12 protein-coding genes and 1 pseudogene are annotated in these 16,720 nt (G+C 73.2%); 7 read left to right on the top strand and 6 right to left on the bottom strand.

What is annotated here, in order from left to right:
- The first annotated feature begins 21 nt into the window (after window positions 1-21).
- Entirely contained in the window at window positions 22-1,350 is a 1,329-nt protein-coding gene (locus tag BN3794_RS14505) for a retropepsin-like aspartic protease (protein WP_066098408.1), read from the top strand.
- Between the two features lie 190 nt (window positions 1,351-1,540).
- On the opposite strand, the pseudogene BN3794_RS14500 reads toward BN3794_RS14505, so the two are convergent.
- The 4 genes and pseudogenes from BN3794_RS14500 to BN3794_RS14485 all read right to left on the bottom strand — a co-directional run bounded on the left by BN3794_RS14500 (window position 1,541) and on the right by BN3794_RS14485 (window position 9,045).
- A pseudogene (locus BN3794_RS14500) lies at window positions 1,541-2,934 on the bottom strand (dihydrolipoamide acetyltransferase family protein).
- Window positions 2,935-3,164: 230 nt separating this feature from the next.
- Window positions 3,165-4,229 (bottom strand): alpha-ketoacid dehydrogenase subunit beta, encoded by a 1,065-nt coding sequence (locus BN3794_RS14495; RefSeq protein WP_078059783.1) that lies wholly within the window; start codon window positions 4,227-4,229, stop codon window positions 3,165-3,167.
- The gene (gene pdhA, locus BN3794_RS14490) at window positions 4,222-5,310 is read right to left on the bottom strand and encodes a pyruvate dehydrogenase (acetyl-transferring) E1 component subunit alpha (RefSeq protein ID WP_066098406.1); all 1,089 of its coding nucleotides are present in this window, start codon (window positions 5,308-5,310) and stop codon (window positions 4,222-4,224) included. The genes BN3794_RS14495 and pdhA overlap by 8 nt, the downstream gene beginning before the upstream one ends.
- Before the next feature lie 159 nt (window positions 5,311-5,469).
- The gene (locus tag BN3794_RS14485) at window positions 5,470-9,045 is read right to left on the bottom strand and encodes a lamin tail domain-containing protein (protein WP_066098404.1); all 3,576 of its coding nucleotides are present in this window, start codon (window positions 9,043-9,045) and stop codon (window positions 5,470-5,472) included.
- 178 nt (window positions 9,046-9,223) lie between these two features.
- On the opposite strand from BN3794_RS14485, the gene BN3794_RS14480 reads away from it, so the two are divergent.
- The 3 genes from BN3794_RS14480 to BN3794_RS14470 all read left to right on the top strand — a co-directional run bounded on the left by BN3794_RS14480 (window position 9,224) and on the right by BN3794_RS14470 (window position 12,343).
- Entirely contained in the window at window positions 9,224-10,093 is an 870-nt protein-coding gene (locus tag BN3794_RS14480; protein WP_066098402.1) for a tryptophan 2,3-dioxygenase, read from the top strand.
- 157 nt (window positions 10,094-10,250) lie between these two features.
- Window positions 10,251-11,750 carry a peptide MFS transporter gene (locus BN3794_RS14475; protein WP_066098400.1) on the top strand — a complete coding sequence of 500 codons (1,500 nt, stop codon included), beginning with the start codon at window positions 10,251-10,253 and terminating at the stop codon, window positions 11,748-11,750.
- On the top strand, window positions 11,750-12,343 hold the full coding sequence (locus tag BN3794_RS14470) for a thioredoxin family protein (RefSeq protein ID WP_066098398.1): 594 nt from the start codon (window positions 11,750-11,752) through the stop codon (window positions 12,341-12,343). The genes BN3794_RS14475 and BN3794_RS14470 overlap by 1 nt, the downstream gene beginning before the upstream one ends.
- Before the next feature lie 30 nt (window positions 12,344-12,373).
- Here BN3794_RS14470 and BN3794_RS14465 read toward each other — a convergent pair whose 3' ends face one another.
- Window positions 12,374-12,859 carry a MarR family winged helix-turn-helix transcriptional regulator gene (locus BN3794_RS14465; protein ID WP_066098396.1) on the bottom strand — a complete coding sequence of 162 codons (486 nt, stop codon included), beginning with the start codon at window positions 12,857-12,859 and terminating at the stop codon, window positions 12,374-12,376.
- 135 nt (window positions 12,860-12,994) lie between these two features.
- Between BN3794_RS14465 and hppD the strand changes: the two genes are divergently transcribed.
- Window positions 12,995-14,110 (top strand): 4-hydroxyphenylpyruvate dioxygenase, encoded by a 1,116-nt coding sequence (gene hppD / locus BN3794_RS14460; RefSeq protein WP_066098394.1) that lies wholly within the window; start codon window positions 12,995-12,997, stop codon window positions 14,108-14,110.
- Between the two features lie 50 nt (window positions 14,111-14,160).
- A complete protein-coding gene (gene hmgA / locus BN3794_RS14455; protein WP_066098392.1) occupies window positions 14,161-15,462 on the top strand; it encodes a homogentisate 1,2-dioxygenase in 1,302 nt (433 codons plus the stop codon).
- A gap of 4 nt (window positions 15,463-15,466) precedes the next feature.
- Here the strand turns inward: hmgA and BN3794_RS14450 are convergent, their stop codons facing one another.
- Window positions 15,467-15,991, bottom strand: a complete 525-nt coding sequence (locus BN3794_RS14450; protein ID WP_066098390.1) for a hypothetical protein — start codon at window positions 15,989-15,991, stop codon at window positions 15,467-15,469.
- A gap of 118 nt (window positions 15,992-16,109) precedes the next feature.
- Between BN3794_RS14450 and BN3794_RS14445 the strand changes: the two genes are divergently transcribed.
- Complete coding sequence (locus BN3794_RS14445; RefSeq protein WP_147675791.1) at window positions 16,110-16,718, top strand: lectin; 609 nt, start codon at window positions 16,110-16,112, stop codon at window positions 16,716-16,718.
- The last annotated feature ends 2 nt before the right edge of the window (window positions 16,719-16,720 follow it).

Here is a 16,720-nt window from a genome sequence, read left to right as displayed (position 1 = left end):
CCTGGATCAGGATACCTGCAGATGAACGTTTGCTCCACCTCCCCGGCCCGTCGCGGCCGTTTCGCGCTCGTGCTGCTGGCGCTGGCCGCGCTGCCGGCGCTGGCTGCGCCGCCCTCCGATTCCGCGGCGCAGGCGCGCCAGCGGCTGGAGGCCGCGGCCGATGGCGACGTCGCCGGCCTGGTCGCGGCGCTGCCCGGCCTGCCGCCGCCGTGGACGACGCTGGCGCAGGCGCGCATCGCCGCCGCCCGGCTGGACGAGGACCGCGCCCTCGCGCTGGCCGGGACCTTCCTGGCCGAGCATGGCCAGGCCGACTGCGATGCCGCGCTGGCGCAGTCGGTGATCGCCGATGCCGCCTTCGCCTCCGCCCGCTACGCCCGCGCGGCCACCGCGGCGCAGGCGCGCGCGACGCGGCTGGCCCGCTGCGACGGCAGCGCCGAGGAGATCGAGGGCGCGACGATGATGGCGACCCTGGCCGCGCGCCTGGCCACCGCGCCGGCGCAGCGCGTGGCCGGCTTCCTGCCTGCCGCGGTGGCCTATGCGCGCGACCGGGCCGGGCTGCCGCGGGCGCAGGCGAGGATCAACGGGCACGCGCAGCAGGTGGTGCTCGATACCGGCGCCAACCTCTCGGTGGTCTCGGCCAGCACCGCCGCGCGGCTGGGCCTGCGCATGCTGGGCGAGGCCGGCGTCGGCTCCTCCAGCCGCCAGCAGGTGGCGGTGCGGGTGGCGATGGCCGACCGGCTCGAACTGGCCGGGCTGGCGCTCGAGCATGTCGCCTTCCTGGTGCTCGACGATGCGCAGCTGGAGATGCCGCTGCCCGGCGGCTACCGCATCGAGGCGATCGTCGGCTTCCCGGTGTTCCGCGCGATGCGGCGCGTGCGCTTCGGCCACGACGGCCGGCTGGTGCCCGAGCCCGGCGCCGGCGATGCCGACGCGCCGCGCAATCTCGCCCTGGCCGGCAGCGACCTGTTCGTCGATGCGCGCGTGGGCGGGGTCGCGGTGCCGCTGCACCTGGACAGCGGCGCCGGCGCGACGTCGCTGTCGCCGCGCTTTGCCGAGGCGCACCCGCAGCTGCTGCACGGCCTGGCCGAATCGCGCCAGCGCCTGGCCGGCGCCGGCGGCGCCACCGAGCGCGCGGTCGTCACCTGGCCGCAGGTCGAAGTGGAGGCGGGTGGACGCACCACCGTGCTGCCGGCGCTGCCGGTCGCGCTGCGCGACTCCGACGACGTGCGCATGCGCAGCCAGGGCGTGCTCGGCGGCGACGTGCTCAACGCCTTCGACGCGTGGACGCTGGATTTCGAGCACATGCGGCTGGAGTTGGGTGCGCCGCTGGCCGCGGACGCGACACGCTGAACGAACGCCTTGGTTTCGATATCGCTTCGCCGGTGGCGATGCCCTCGTCGCATCGCCGCCTGTTGAAGCATCCGGGCCCGATGCCGCTCGCCGCCGCCTTGCCGGCCTCTTCGCTTGCGCCCTGCTGAAACTAAAGGGCCCGGGCAGCGCGACGCCGCCCGGGCCGGTGCCGGCGGTACGCCGCCGCGGGCTACTGCGGCAGTGCCAGGTCGTCGAGCAGCGCGCGCAGGAAGCGCGCCGCCTCGCCGCCGGTGGCGGCGCGATGGTCGAAGGTCAGCGACAGCGGGATCACCTTGTGCGCCTCCACCCCGCCCATCACCGGGGTCATCTGGTGGCGGGCGCGGCCGGCGGCGACGATGGCCACGCACGGCGGCACCACGATCGGGGTGGCGTAGCGGCCGGCGAACATGCCGAAGTTGCTCAGCGAGAGGGTGTAGCCGGTCAGCTCGGAGGCGGCGATGCTGCGCTCGGCCACCTGCCGGCGCAGGCGCTCGATGCCCTCGCGCACGCCGCGCGCGTCGAGCATGTCCGCGTTGCGCAGCGCCGGCACGAACAGGCCGTCGTCGGTGTCCACGGCGATGCCGATGTCCACCTGCGCATGCAGGGTGCGGGTCAGCGCGGCGCCGTCGAACCAGGCGTTGAGCGCCGGCACCGCGCGCGCGGCGGCGACGATCGCGCGCACCAGCCGCGCGGTGACGTCGTTGCCCGGCGTCCAGGCGTGGATGTCGGCGTCGTCGTTGAGCGTGGTGGCCACCACCTGCGCATGCGCGTCGGCCATCACCCGCGCCATGTTGCGGCGCACGCCCTTGAGCGGCTCGGGCTGGCCGTGGGCGGCCACGCCCGGCGGCTGGGTGCGCATCGGCCGGCCGCTGGCCGACAGCGGCGTGGCCGCCGCCGGGCGCCCGGCCACCGCGCCGGCGGACGCCGGCGGTGACGGCGCGGACGCGGCAGCGGGAACGGGCGGGGCCGCTGCGATCGCGGCGCCGGGACCGGCCTGGGCCGCGCGCTTCACGTCGCGCCGGGACCGGCCTGGGCCGCGCGCTTCACGTCGGCCAGGCTCACGGTGCCGTCCGGGCCGGTGGCGGGCACCGCGGCCAGGTCCACGCCGAGCTTGCGCGCCAGCGCGCGCACCGCCGGCATGGCGCGCACGCCGCCCACCGCCACCGCCGCCTGCTGGCGGATCGCATCGGAGCTCTGCATCGCGCCGACCACGGTGCCGGCGTCGGCCGCGTCCTCCCTGGCGGCCGGGGGCGGTGGCGGGGGCGCGGCTTCGGTGGCGCGCGCCGGTGCGCCATGGCCGTGGCCGCTGTCGTGGGCCTCGGCACGCTGCGGCAGCGCCGGATCGGCCTCGAACCGGGCCAGCAGGCTGCCGGTGGGAATCACCTCGCCCGGGCCGCCGGCCAGCGCGAGCACCTTGCCGGATACCGGCGAGGGCACTTCCACCACCGCCTTGGCGGTCTCCATCGCCACCAGCGGCGCGTCGAGGAGGATGTCCTGGCCCTCCTGGACGAACCATTCCACGATGGTGGCGTCGGGCAGGCCTTCGCCGAGGTCGGGCAGCAGGAAGTCGCGGGTATCGCTCATGTCGGTTCCGTATCGGTATCGGTCAGGGTGTGCCCGGTGCGGCATGGCCGCCGGGCCGATGGCAGAAGCCGGGGCAGCGCTCCGGGCGGGCGCTGGCGGCCGCACCGGCATCGCCGCGCAGCCGGGCGCGGGGCGTGCCCGCATGCGGGCCTCGCCGTTGCCCGGGAGGCGGCCTGCGGCGCGGCGGCCATTGCCGGCGTGTGCACCTCCCGCTGCGGGAGATGCCGGGCTCAGCCATGGGCGACGGCGCGGCGGGCCGCGGCGACGATGCGCTCCACGCTCGGCAGGTACTTCATTTCCAGGCGGAACAGCGGGACGTGGGTATCCCAGCCGGTCACGCGCTCGACCGGCGCGCGCAGGTCGTACATGGACTGCTCGGCCAGGCGCGCGGCGATCTCGGCGCCGAAGCCGGCGGTCTTCGGCGCCTCCTGCACGATCACGCAGCGGCCGGTGCGCGCCACCGATTCGGCGATGGTGGGGAAATCCAGCGGGCGCAGCGTGGCCACGTCGATGACCTCGGCGCTGATGCCCTCGGCGGCCAGCGCGTCGGCGGCTTCCAGCGCCTCCTTCACCTGCGCGCCCCAGGCCACCAGGGTCACGTCGCGGCCGTCGCGCAGCACGAAGCACACGTCCAGCGGCAGCGCCTCGCCGTCGTCGACGACCACTTCCTTGTACTGGCGGTACAGGCGCTTGGGCTCCATGTACACCACCGGGTCGGGATCGGCGATCGCCGCCAGCAGCAGGCCGTAGGCGCGCTGCGGCGAGGACGGCATGACCACGCGCAGGCCCGGCACGTTGGTGAAGATCGCCTCGTTGGCCTCGCTGTGGTGCTCGGGCGCGCGGATGCCGCCGCCCCACGGCACCCGCAGCACCATCGGGCAGTGCAGGCGGCCGCGGGTGCGGTTGCGCATGCGCGCGGCATGGCTGACGAGGTGGTCCACCATCGGGTAGACGAAGCCGTCGAACTGCGCCTCGGCCACCGGCTTCATGCCCTGCGCGGCCAGGCCGACGGCCAGGCCGGCGATGGTGGTCTCGTCCAGCGGGGTGTCGAGCACGCGCGCGCTGCCGAAGCGCTGCTGCAGCCCGGCGGTGGCGCGGAACACGCCGCCGTTGATGCCCACGTCCTCGCCCAGCACCAGCACCGACGGATCGTCGGCCAGGGCGCGTGCCAGGGCGGCGGTGATCGCCTCGATCAGGGTCAGCGGCAGCGCCGACGGGGGCGTCGGCAGCGCCTCGTGCGCGGCCGGCACGGCCGGCTCGTCGTGGCCGGGGTTCGGGTCCAGGCTCTTATCCATGGCGCGGCTCCAGGGCGAGGGCCGCCGCGCGCTGGGCCAGCAGCTCCGGCGGCGGGTCGGCGTAGAGGTAGTCGAACATGGCTTCCACCGGCTGCGGCGCGGTGGCCAGGTAGGCATCGACCTCGGCGGCGACGCGGCGCTCGCATTCGGCCAGCCACGCGGCCTCGCGGGCCTGGTCCCACGCGCCTTGCGCGGTCAGGTAGCGGCGCAGGCGCAGCATCGGTTCGCGCGCGCGCGCGGCCTCGACCTCGGCGCCGTCGCGGTAGCGGCGCGCGTCGTCGGCGGTGGTGTGGTCGGACAGGCGGTAGGTCATGAACTCGATCACCGTGCCGCCGTCGCCGGCGAGCGCGCGCTCGCGCGCCTGGCGCATCGCCTCCAGCACCGCGACCAGGTCGTTGCCGTCCACCTGCAGGCAATGCAGGCCGCCGGCGATGCCCTTCTGCGCCAGGGTCTGCGCGCCGGTCTGCGCCGCGCGCGGCACCGAGATCGCCCAGCCGTTGTTGATCACGCCGAGGATCAGCGGCAGCCGGTAGGCCCCGGCGGCATTGAGCGCGGCGTAGAAGTCGGTCTTGGAGCTGCCGCCGTCGCCGCAGGTGGCCATCGCCACCTGCGCCAGGCCGCGCAGCTTGAACGACAGCGCCGCGCCGGCCGCATGCAGGCACTGGGTGGAGATCGGCACGCAGAACGGGAAGTCGCGCACGGCGGCGGTGTCGCGCGGGAAGTCGTTGCCGCGCTCGTCGCCGCCCCAGTACATCAGCACGTCGCGCGGGCGCACGCCGCGCATGAACAGCGTGCCGTACTCGCGGTAGCTGGGCGCGTACACGTCGCCGTCGGCCAGCGCCGCGCCGATGCCCACGTGGGTGGCCTCGTGGCCCAGGCTGGGCGCGTAGGTGCCGAGCTTGCCGGTGCGCTGCAGGGCGATGGCCTTGGTGTCGAAGGTGCGCACCAGCAGCATCTGCTCGAACAGCGGCACCAGCGCGGCCGGATCGGCCCAGGCGGGCGGCAGCGGCTCGGCGGTGCGCGCGCCCTGCGCGTCCAGGTACTGCAGGTAGTCGATCCGGAACCGCGCGACGGTATCCATGGCCTGTCTCCGGCAAGAAGTTTCAACTGATAACGATCGGATGCTAGCCCCGTCGCCGGCAAAAGCCTTCCTGCAATGCAGCAGGCGCGCACCAAGAAAAAAGGACGCGGCCGAAGCCGCGTCCTTGTCGATCAGTCACTTGCGGCGGCAGCCGCCCGTTCAGCAACCCCGCCAGGAACACACCCGGGTGGTCGCCTGGCCGGCGTTGTCGGACGCGTCCTGTTCGGGCGTGGCCGAACTGGCCTGTGCCCGTACCTGGAGGGAGCCACCGGCTGGCAACGGGAGGCGATTGACCCTCACCCCGAAAGTCGTCGTACTGCCCGGAGCCAGCGCGGTGGCCGCATGGCAAACGTAGCCAAGCGGTGCGAGCAGCGACAGTGACGCTTTGACGCAGCGCCAGCCGCTGGGCGCCTGCAGCGTGCCCATCAGCGCGGCGACATTGCCGTCGATGCGCACCTGGGTGTCCTCGGCGCTGCGCGCGCCGAGGTTGGACACGCGCACGGCGACGTCCGCGCCGGTCGCGTACCAGGGCAGGCTCGCCGGTGCCTGCAGCTGCACCGCCAGGTTGGCGGCGGTGGCCGGTTCCACCGCCACGCTGACCGCGGCATTGTCGTTGCCGGGCTGCGGATCGGCCGTCTGCGACTTGACCGAGGCGGCCATCGACAGGGTGCGGCCGGCCAGGTCGGCGGCGACCGGCACCTGCAGCACGAAGCGCGCGCTGCCGCCGGCGGCGAGCTCGGCCACGGTGCAGCTCGAGGCGGCCGCGGCCGCGGCCGGCGCGCAGTCCCAGCCGGGCGGGGCCTGCAGTTGCGGGCTCACCGCGGCGTCGAAGGCGAAAGCCACTGCGGCCTGCGCCGCCGCGCCGGGGCCGTGGTTGTCCACCACCACGGTGTAGGCGACGGTGCCGCCGGCGAGGACGTGGTCGGCATCGGCATTGGCGGCCAGGCCCAGGTCGGCGAAGGTCTGTGGCTTCAGCCGCAGCAGCACCAGGGTCGGGTCGTGGTCGGACAGGCGCGTGGCCACGGCGGTGTCGTTGCGCGCGATCTCCGGGAAATCGGCGTTGATGCGCGCGTGGCCGTACACCAGCGTGGCCAGCTGCGGGGAGCGCAGCAGCGCCTGGCTGGCGAGGATGTGGTCCAGCGACTGCACGTTGCCGTCGTAGGCGTAGGAGTAGCTCTGGTCCGGCGGCAGCAGCCAGGCCAGGTCCGCGTAGTCCGGCTCGACCAGGTCGGCGCCGTCGCCGGCGACCACCGTGGCCGCGTCCGGCGCCGGCCGGCCGGTGACCGTGCCCATCGCATCGACGTAGCCGTCGTTGAACTCGAAGGCGTTGAAGTCGCCCATCACCAGCACCTGCTCGTCCGGGTCGGCGAGCTGGCGCTGCTGCAGCAGGCCGGCCAGGAACTCGGCCTGCGCCTGGCGCTTGGCGCGGATGCGGGCACCGGAGGCGTCGTCGGCCTCGGCGCCGTTGAGCGAGCGCTGGTGCACGACGATCGCGGTGAGCGGCAGCCGGCGGCCGTCGGCGAAGTTCACCCGGGCCCTGAGCAGCAGCGGCGGCCGGTCGTTGAGCAGGCTGCTGGCGCCGCCCGGCTCGGTCCAGGTGGTGTCCTTGCCGATCTGCTGCACCTCCTCCACCGACACCCGCGGCAGCCCGGCGCCGACCTCGGCGGTTTTCACCAGGAAGCCGACGTCGATGCCGCCCACGTCGTTGCCCTCGAGCAGGTAGGCGGCATAGCCCGGATCGGCCTGGCCGGCGGCCAGCGCGTCGGTGCGGATGCGCTCGGCCAGCGCCTGCAGGACCTGCAGGTTCTCCATCTCCACCACGCCGAGGATGTCCGGCGCGTGCAGGTAGTCGCGGATCGCCAGCGAAGCCTTGGCCAGGCGGCCCTGGTAGGCGGCCGTGCCGAGCACCGCCTCGCCCACCGCCGGATCGTTCTGGTCGTCGAAGAAGCGCTCCAGGTTGTAGGTGGCCACGCTGGCGTCGTCGGCCTGCGGGAGCGGGGCCGGGCGCGGCCGGGTGTCCTCGCCGCAGGTCACCGCCGGGGTGGTCTCCGGGTAGAGCGTGTAGCGGCGGTAGCCATAGTCCAGCGGCCCGGTCACGCCGGTGACGACGCAACCGGCGGCCAGGTCCAGGCGCTCGCCGCCCAGCGCGGCGCTGGACACGGCGATCACCTGCGGGCTGGTGTTCCAGCGCGGCACCGCCCCGGGCGCACCGGCCGGCAGCGGGTCCGGCTGCTGCACGCCCGGCCCGCGCCACGCCCGTGGCTGGCCGGTGACCACGGCATGGAACACGCCGTTGCTGGTCGCGGTGGCCGTGGTCTCGCTGACGGTACCGGCGGTGGGCGTGTTCACGGTCAGGCTGGCGGCGGTGACGCGCATGCCCTCCAGCCGTTCGAGCTGGTCGTAGGCGCCGTCGGCGGCCGGGAACGTGGCGGTCAGCGCCACCGGCGCGGGCAAGGCATGGCCGGTGGATTCCAGGATCACCACCGGCGCCCCGCCGATCTCGGTGAGCGGCGGTTGCGCCGGATCGGTGCTGGGCACGTATTCGAGCACGGTGCCGCGCACCTTGACGCGGTTGCCCACCGCGGCCTCGGCGGGCGGCGCGCTGCCCAGGTAGACGAACACGCCCTCGGAAGTGAGCGGGTCGGCGTCGGCCTCCGCGTCCGGGGCCTGCAGGAAGAAGCCGTTGCCGCGGCGCGCGGTGACGATGCCGCGGGTGGCCACCACCTGGCCCTCGTACGGGGAGCGTGCGCCGGGGCCCTGGATGTCGTGGATGGCCAGCAGCTGGAAGTCGTCGTTGACGATGGTGCCGGTGGCTTCCAGGCTGGCCGGCAGCGCGCCGGCGATGCCGGTCACGCGCAGGGCGAAGGTCTCGTCGTCCTCGGCCACGGTGTCGCCGACCACCTGCACCACGATCTCGGCGCTGTCCTGCCCGGCCGCGATGGTCCGCGCGGTCGGGGCGATCGCCCCGTAGTCGCTGCCGGCGCGGGCACTGCCGTCGGCGGTGGCCACGGTGAAGCCGATGCCGCCCGCCGGTGCCGGCGCGCTCAGGCGCAGGGTGAAGACGAACGCCGTGGTGCCGGCATCGCCCTCGGCCTGGCGCACGTCGGCCAGCGAGGCCACGATCGTGCCGGCACCGGCGCAGTAGCGGGCGGTGCTGGCGGCATTGCGCGGGGCCGGCGCGGCGGTGGCGAAGTCGGCGGCGTTGTCGTCGCCGTCCTGGCAACCGCCGTCGCCGCGCGCGATGGCCAGGGTGTTGCCGGGCGCGGGCGCGCGGTTGCTGCCCTCGGCGCAACTGGCGGTGCCGCCGAAACCGACGAAGTCGGCGTTGCCGGTCGGGCAGGCCCCGCTCAGCGCGGCACTGGAGCGGCTCAGGGCCACCTTGCCGGCGGTGGCGCTCATGGCGATGGTGCCGGTGGCGTCGGGCGCGGGCAGGTCGGCGCTGCCGGCGGCGCCGTCGGCCTGCTTGACCAGGTAGTAGCCGCCGCCGGCGATGCTACCGCCCAGCGCGGTGACCTGCCAGCTGGTGCCGGCGGCCGAGGCGTACTGCACCGACCAGCCGGACAGGTCGACCGCCTCGGTGCCGTTGTTGTGCAGTTCGATGAAATCGCTCTTGTAGGCGGCACCGCTGTTGCCGCCGCCGCCGTAGATCTGGCTGACGACGACCTGGGCCGGGGCCTGGCCGGCGGTTGCCAGCGCACAGGCCAGCAATGCGGCGCGAAGCTGCATGGATCGCATGGAAGACTCCCCAGTCTTTTCGATGGATGGCACTGCAGTGACGGCGCCCCCTGTGCCCACCGCGCAGCGGATGGACAGCACCTGGCGGCATTCTGCCGGAGTCTTGTCAGCATTGCTGACGCCCGTGTGACAGCGGCACTGCGGTACCTTTGCCGACTCCCGACGCCGACCTGCCGCCATGCCCGTCGAAAAGAACCAGCGCCCGCTCGAAGCGGGCATCCACACCGACCTGCAGGGGCGGCTGACCTACGGCGGCTACCTGCGCCTGGACCGGCTGCTGTCCGCGCAGCAGCCGTTGTCCGATCCGCCGCACCACGACGAGATGATGTTCATCATCCAGCACCAGACCTCGGAGCTGTGGCTCAAGCTGCTGGCGCACGAGTTGCACGCCGCGCTGGCGCACCTGCAGCGCGACCAGGTGTGGCAGTGCCGCAAGGTGCTGGCGCGGGCCAAGCAGGTGCTGCGCCTGCTCACCGAGCAGTGGTCGGTGCTGGAGACGCTCACCCCGAGCGAGTACATGGGCTTCCGCGACACCCTGGGCCCGGCCTCGGGCTTCCAGTCGCTGCAGTACCGCTACATCGAGTTCCTGCTCGGCAACAAGAACGCGCAGATGCTCAAGGTGTTCGCCTACGACCCGGACGGGCAGGCGCGGCTGCGCGTGGTGCTGGAGGCGCCGAGCCTGTACGACGAATTCCTGCTCTACCTGGCGCGCTGGGGGCACGCGATCCCGGCCGCCCAGCTGCAGCGCGACTGGCGCGCCGCGCACGTGTCCGACCCGGCGCTGCGGCCGGTGTTCGAGCGCATCTACGAGAACACCGACCGCTACTGGCGCGAGTATTCGCTGGCCGAGGACCTGGTGGACCTGGAGACCCAGTTCCAGCTGTGGCGCTTCCGCCACATGCGCACGGTGATGCGGGTGATCGGCTTCAAGCGCGGCACCGGCGGCTCCAGCGGCGTGGATTTCCTCAGGCAGGCGCTGGAACTGACCTTCTTTCCCGAGCTGTTCGAGGTGCGGACCTCGGTCGGGGTCGCGTCCGCGCGCGATTGATCGGCGACGTTGGCCGGCATACGCTGCCAATGGGCGCCATAGAGGGAAATTCGGGTCAATTTGACGTGAATGCCGGCTCTCGGTGATCCTCGCCTGTCGCGCCGGCGCCTGCCGGCGCCTTCCATGCCTCCACGCACTGCCACAGGGAATCACCCGCATGAGCGCCGACGTTTCCGCGCCTCCCACCGCCGTTCCGCCCGCCCACGACACGCTGCTCGGCCATCCCAAGCCGTTGTGGATGCTGTTCATGACCGAGTTCTGGGAGCGCTTCGCGTTCTACGGCATCCGCTGGGCGCTGACCCTGTACATCGTGGCGCAGTTCTTCGGCGGCTCCGGTGCCGGCGAGGCGCCGGCCAACAAGCTCTACGGCGCCTACCTGGCGCTGGTGTACGCCTCGGCGCTGTTCGGCGGCTTCGTCGCCGACCGCCTGATCGGCTACCAGCGCTCGATCCTGGTCGGCGCGGCGGTGATGTCGGTGGGCCTGTTCCTGATCGCGGTGCCGCACCCGGAGGTGTTCAAGATCGGCCTGGCCACGATCATCGCCGGCAATGGCCTGTTCAAGCCCAACATCTCCACCATGGTCGGCCAGCTCTACGGCCTGGACGACCCGCGCCGGGATTCGGGCTTCACCATCTTCTACATGGGCATCAACGCCGGCGCGTTCATCGCGCCGATCCTGACCGGCATCCTCTCCGACAGCATCTTCGGCAGCGAGGCCATGCCGGCCTACAAGACCGTGTTCATCGCCTCGGGCATCGGCATGCTGATCGGCCTGGTGTGGTTCTGGTTCGGCCGCCGCCAGCTCGGCGCGATCGGCCAGCCGCCGGCCGGCGGCGCCGGGCTCGGCCGCACCCTGGCGGTGCTGGTCGGCACCCTGGTGGCCATCCCGGTGGCCTACGGCCTGCTGCTGATCGATGCCGGCGTGCTCGGCTGGATCCTGGTGGCGCTGTTCGTGGCGCTGTGCGCGATGATCCTGGTGGAAGGCATCCGCGAGGGCCGGGTGCAGCGCGACCGCGCGCTGGCCATGCTGATCATCTTCGTGTTCAACGTGCTGTTCTTCATGTTCTTCGAGCAGGCCGGCAGCTCGTTCAACTTCCTCGCCCAGAACATCGTCGATCGCGACCTGTGGGGCTGGAACTTCCCGGTGGGCTGGTTCCAGTCGGTCAACTCCATCGCCATCCTGACCCTGGGCCCGGTGTTCGTGTGGCTGTGGGTGGCGCTGAAGTCGGCCAACCCGTCGATCCCGCGCAAGTTCGGCCTGGGCCTGGTGTTCAACGGCCTGGCCTTCGCGCTGCTGATGTTCGCGCTGTCCTCGCTGGTCGACGACGCCGGCAAGATCCCGTTCTGGACGCTGTTCATGGTCTACGTCATCCAGACGGTGGGCGAGCTGTGCCTGTCGCCGATCGGCCTGTCGATGACCACCAAGCTGGCGCCGGCCAAGGTGGTGGGCTTCGCGATGGGCGGCTGGTTCCTGTCCACGGCGATCGGCAACAACCTCTCGGGCATCTTCGCCGCGCTGATCAGCGGCGACAGCGGCATGACCGTGGCGTCGGCGCTGAAGGGCTATACCTTCGGCTTCTGGTCGCTGATCGGCGCGGGCGTGCTGCTGCTGCTGATCGCGCCCCTGGTCAACCGCCTGATGCATGGAGTGAAGTGATGAAGCCTGCCCATTCCCGCCTGTCCCTGACGATCGCCCTGTGCGCGGCGCTGGCCGCCTGCAAGCCCGCCGACGAGGAACCGGCGCGGCCGCTGGACACCACCGAGCAGAAGCCGCCGGTGGCCGACCCGAGCGAGCCGGTGGCCTCGGGCAACACCCCGGCGGCGGCGGACATCGCCGCCATCGCCGCGCTCAGCGCCAGCTTCGACCCGGCGCGCGACCCGGCCGCCGACCTGGCCACGGCCGAGGTCGAGGCCAAGCGCGGCGGCAAGCACATCCTGCTGGACGTGGGCGGGGAGTGGTGCTCGTGGTGCCATGCCATGGACCAGTTCATCGCCGACCACGCCGACATCCGCCGCCTGCGCGACGCCAACTACGTGTGGGTCAAGGTGAACTACAGCGAGGACAACGAGAACCAGGCGTTCCTCGCCCAGTTCCCGCCGATCAAGGGTTACCCGCACCTGTTCGTGCTCGATGCCGACGGCAAGCTGCTGCACTCGCAGTTCACCGGCGACCTGGAGAAGGGCAAGAGCTACGACGAGGCCAAGTTCGCCGCCTTCCTCAAGCAGTGGGCGCCGCCGGCGCAGGGATGAACGGCCCCGGCGGCCCGGGGCGTGCGTGCCCTAGTCGCGCGCGATCATCTTCGGCACGCCTTCGCGGGCCAGCTTGTCCACCAGCCGGCCGAGCTGCTCCTGTTCGGCCGGGCTGAGCACCGACATCAGCCGGCCTTCCATCTCGTTGACCAGCGGCGCCACGGTCTCGTAGACCTGGCGCCCGGCGGCGGTGAGCGTGAGCATCGAGCGGCGGCGGTCGTCGCCATGGGTCTCGCGGCGGATGAAGCCGCGCTCCAGCAGCCGCGCCACCGCGCGGCTGACGGCGACCTTGTCCATCGCCGAGTGGTCGGAGACTTCGCTGGCCGAGGAGTTCGGGTACAGCGCCAGGATGGTGATCACCCGCCACTCCGGGATCGCCATGCCGTAGCGCTCGCCGTAGATCTTCGCGATGTTGCCGCTGACGCGGTTGGACAGGACGCTGATCCGGAACGGCAGGAACTGTTCCAGGTTGATCAGGACGGGATGGCGTACGGCGGTCGTCTCGGATTCGCTCATGCTGCGGCGCGGCTTGATGGTGGTTTCGTATGAAACTACAAAGCGGACGTGAGCCGCCATTCTGGCGGTTCACGCGCCGTCCCGCCTAGTCCCCTCGCCGGGATGCGGGCGGCCGCCATCCGGAGGGACACCGCAATGAACGCACGACCCCGCGCCACCGGCCCGCGCCACGACCCGGGCATGGCCCCGGCCACCTTCGACAATCCCATGGGCATCGACGGCTTCGAGTTCGTCGAATTCGCCGCACCCGCCGGCCAGGGCGACCGGCTGAAGGACTGCTTCGCCCGCATGGGCTTCGTGGAGGTGGCGCGCCACCGCCGCCGCCCGATCAGCACCTGGCGGCAGAACGACTGCACCTTCCTGGTCAACGAGGACCCGGATTCCTTCGCCGCCGACTTCGCCGCCGCGCACGGCCCGTGCGCCTGCGGCTTCGCCATCCGCGTCAGCAAGCCGGCCGAGTGGGTGCGCGTGCAGGCGCTGAACAACGGCGCCGAGGCGATCGGCCCGCGCGAGCTGACCAAGGCGGTGGCGGCCCCAGTGATCCGCGGCATCGGCGGCTGCATGCTCTACCTGGTGGACCGCTACGACGCGGACGGCACCATCGCCGATCCGGACTACGCGTTCCTGCCGGGCGCGGAGAAGCGGCCGCCGGGCTTCGGCCTGACCTTCATCGACCACCTCACCCACAACCTCTACCCCGGCCACATGGCGCAGTGGGCCGACTACTACGAGCGCCTGTTCAACTTCCGCGAGATCCGCTACTTCGACATCAAGGGCGCGCGCACCGGGCTGGTGTCCAAGGCGATGACCGCGCCCGACGGCATCGTGCGCATCCCGCTCAACGAGTCCTCCGATCCCAAGAGCCAGATCAACGAATACCTGGACGCCTACAAGGGCGAGGGCATCCAGCACGTGGCGCTGTTCACCGACGACATCTACGCCACGGTGGAACGCATGCGCGCGGCGGGGGTGGCGTTCCTGGACACGCCGGAGGCCTACTTCGAGGTGATCGACCAGCGCATCCCCGACCACGGCGAGGACGTGCCGCGGCTGGCGCGCAACCGCATCCTGATCGACGCCGACCGCGAGACCGGCCGGCGCAAGCTGCTGCAGATCTTCACCCAGAACGCGGTCGGGCCGATCTTCTTCGAGATCATCCAGCGCAAGGGCAACGAGGGCTTCGGCGAGGGCAACTTCCAGGCGCTGTTCGAGAGCATCGAGCGCGACCAGATCAAGCGCGGCGTGCTCTGAGCGCGCCGCCTCCGCTGTCCCCGGGCGGGGCCATGCTAACGAGGTGTCCCATGGACAACGCACGCGGCTACATGACCGGTTTCGGCAACGAGTTCGCCAGCGAGGCCATCGCCGGCGCGCTGCCGGTCGGGCAGAACTCGCCGCAGCAGGTCGCCTTCGGCCTGTACGCCGAGCAGCTCTCCGGCACCGCCTTCACCGCGCCGCGCGGGCACAACCGGCGCAGCTGGCTGTACCGGATCCGCCCGGCGCTGGCACACGGCGGGTTCGCCGCGTTCGCCGGCGCGCCCGGCTTCCACAACGACTTCGACCAGGTGCCGGTGCCACCCGACCCGCTGCGCTGGGATCCGCTGCCGCTGCCGCAGGCACCGGCCGATTTCGTCGAAGGGCTGTACACGATGGCCGGCAACGGCTCGGCGCAGGCCATGGACGGGGCGGCGGTGCACCTGTACGCCGCCGACCGCGACATGGCCGGGCGCTGGTTCTTCGACGCCGACGCCGAGCTGCTGCTGGTGCCGCAGCAGGGCGCGCTGCGCATCGCCACCGAGCTGGGCGTGCTTGAGGTGGCGCCGTGGCAGGTGGCGGTGGTCCCGCGCGGGCTGCGCTTCGCGGTGGCGCTGCCGGACGGGCCGGCCCGCGGCTACGTGCTGGAGAACTTCGGCGCACCGCTGCGCCTGCCCGAGCTGGGGCCGATCGGCGCCAACGGCCTGGCCAACGCGCGCGACTTCGAGACCCCGGTGGCCGCGTTCGAGGACGTCGCCGGCGGGTTCGAGCTGCTGGCCAAGTTCCAGGGCCGGCTGTGGCGCGCGCCGATCGACCACAGTCCGCTGGACGTGGTCGCCTGGCACGGCAACTGCGTGCCGTACCGCTACGACCTGCGCCGCTTCAACGCGATCGGCTCGATCAGCTTCGACCATCCCGACCCGTCGATCTTCACCGTGCTCACCTCGCCCGGCGCGGTGCCGGGCACGGCCAACGTGGACTTCGCCATCTTCCCGCCGCGCTGGCTGGTGGCCCAGCACACGTTCCGGCCGCCGTGGTTCCACCGCAACGTGGCCAGCGAGTTCATGGGCCTGGTGCACGGCGCCTACGACGCCAAGGCCGAGGGCTTCGCCCCCGGCGGGGCGTCGCTGCACAACGCCATGGCCGGCCACGGCCCGGACGCGGCCACCTTCGCCCGGGCCAGCAATGCCGACCTGTCGCGGCCGGACGTGGTCGCCGACACCCTGGCCTTCATGTTCGAGACGCGCGCGGTGCTGCGGCCCAGCGCCCAGGCCTGGCAGGCGCCGCACCGCCAGCGCGACTACGCGCGCTGCTGGGACGGGCTCGGCCGCCGTTTCGCACCGCCGGCCTGAGCGTTCAGGCCAGCGCCAGCCGCGGCAGGCACGCCGGCGGCAGCACCTCGGCCACGCGCTGGCGCACGCGGTCGGCGTAGCCGGCCGAGGTCATCGCCGGCAGCTGCGCCAGCACCTGGGCAAGGACGGCCACGGTGGCGTCCTCGTCGCGGCAGGCCTGCAGCTGCCGGTGCAACGCCTGCGCCTGCGACTGGCGCAGCAGCTCCAGCATGCCCAGCACGTACAGGCGCGCGGCCACCAGCGAGCGGCGGCCCGGGGTGCCCGGCGCGGCCGAGGCCGGCGGGGCGGACGCCGTGGCGAGCGGCGCGGGGGAGGGCGACGGGGATGGCGACGGGACATCCAGCGCCAGGTAGCCGGCCTGGCACAGCGCGGCGATGCGCGCGGGCGTGTCCGGGCCGAGCAGGGCGGTCAGCTCGGCCACCTCGCGGTGGCCGTCGGCCAGGATCAGCAGGCGCCGCTGGCGCAGGTCGAGCGGGCCGCGGTGGGCCTGCAGGGCATCCACGGCCAGAGGGGTCTTGCGCGGGGGCATGCTCGGGGGACGGCGGCGCGATGCGCATACGCTGGCGCAGGTCGATGACAGGGCGGTGACCACGGCCGGTTCACGCGTGCGGCCGCTAGGCTGCGGCATCGGCAGCGGGGGCACGGCGATGAGGAAGGCTTGGGCGTGGGCGGTGGTGGCGGGGCTGGCCGGCGGCTGTTCCGCGCCGGTCCCGCCCGCGCCGCCGCCGGCCGTCGCCGCGCCGGCCGGGCCGGTGCCGCCGGCGACCGCCCCGCCGGGCAGCCTGCCCGCATTCCTGGCCGCGCCGGCCACCCCGCTGGCCGATGCCGGCGGCTACGGGCCGTTGCGCCTGGGCATGGCCGAGGCCGAGCTGCGCGCGGCCTGGGGCGGCCCGCTGGCCGGCGACGGGCCGGCGGCCGATGGCTGCCTGCGGCTGGCACCGACCTGGGCCGGCCTGCCGCCGGCGCTGGCCTTCGTGGTCGAGGCCGGGCACTTCGTGCGCTACGAGGTCGCCGACGCCCGCGAGCCGGCCCCGGGCGGCGGTCGCGTCGGCATGGCGGTGGTGGCGTTGCGCGCGCGCTACCCGCAGGCGCAGTGGATCGCCGATCCGGCCGGCACCGGCGCGGCCCGGCTGCGGGTGCCCGGCCGCGGCCCCGACGACGGCACGCTGGTGTTCGAGGTCGGCGCCGACGGGCGCGTGGCCGGCTGGCGAGTCGGCCTGGTGCCGCAGGTGGATGCGCGCAGCGGCTGCGATTGACC

Origin of the sequence: Xanthomonas massiliensis, assembly GCF_900018785.1 — a bacterium.
Taxonomy (GTDB): Bacteria; Pseudomonadota; Gammaproteobacteria; order Xanthomonadales; family Xanthomonadaceae; genus Xanthomonas_B; species Xanthomonas_B massiliensis.
Note: the sequence above shows the minus strand (reverse complement) of the source record. Positions and strands in the feature narration are given on the sequence as shown.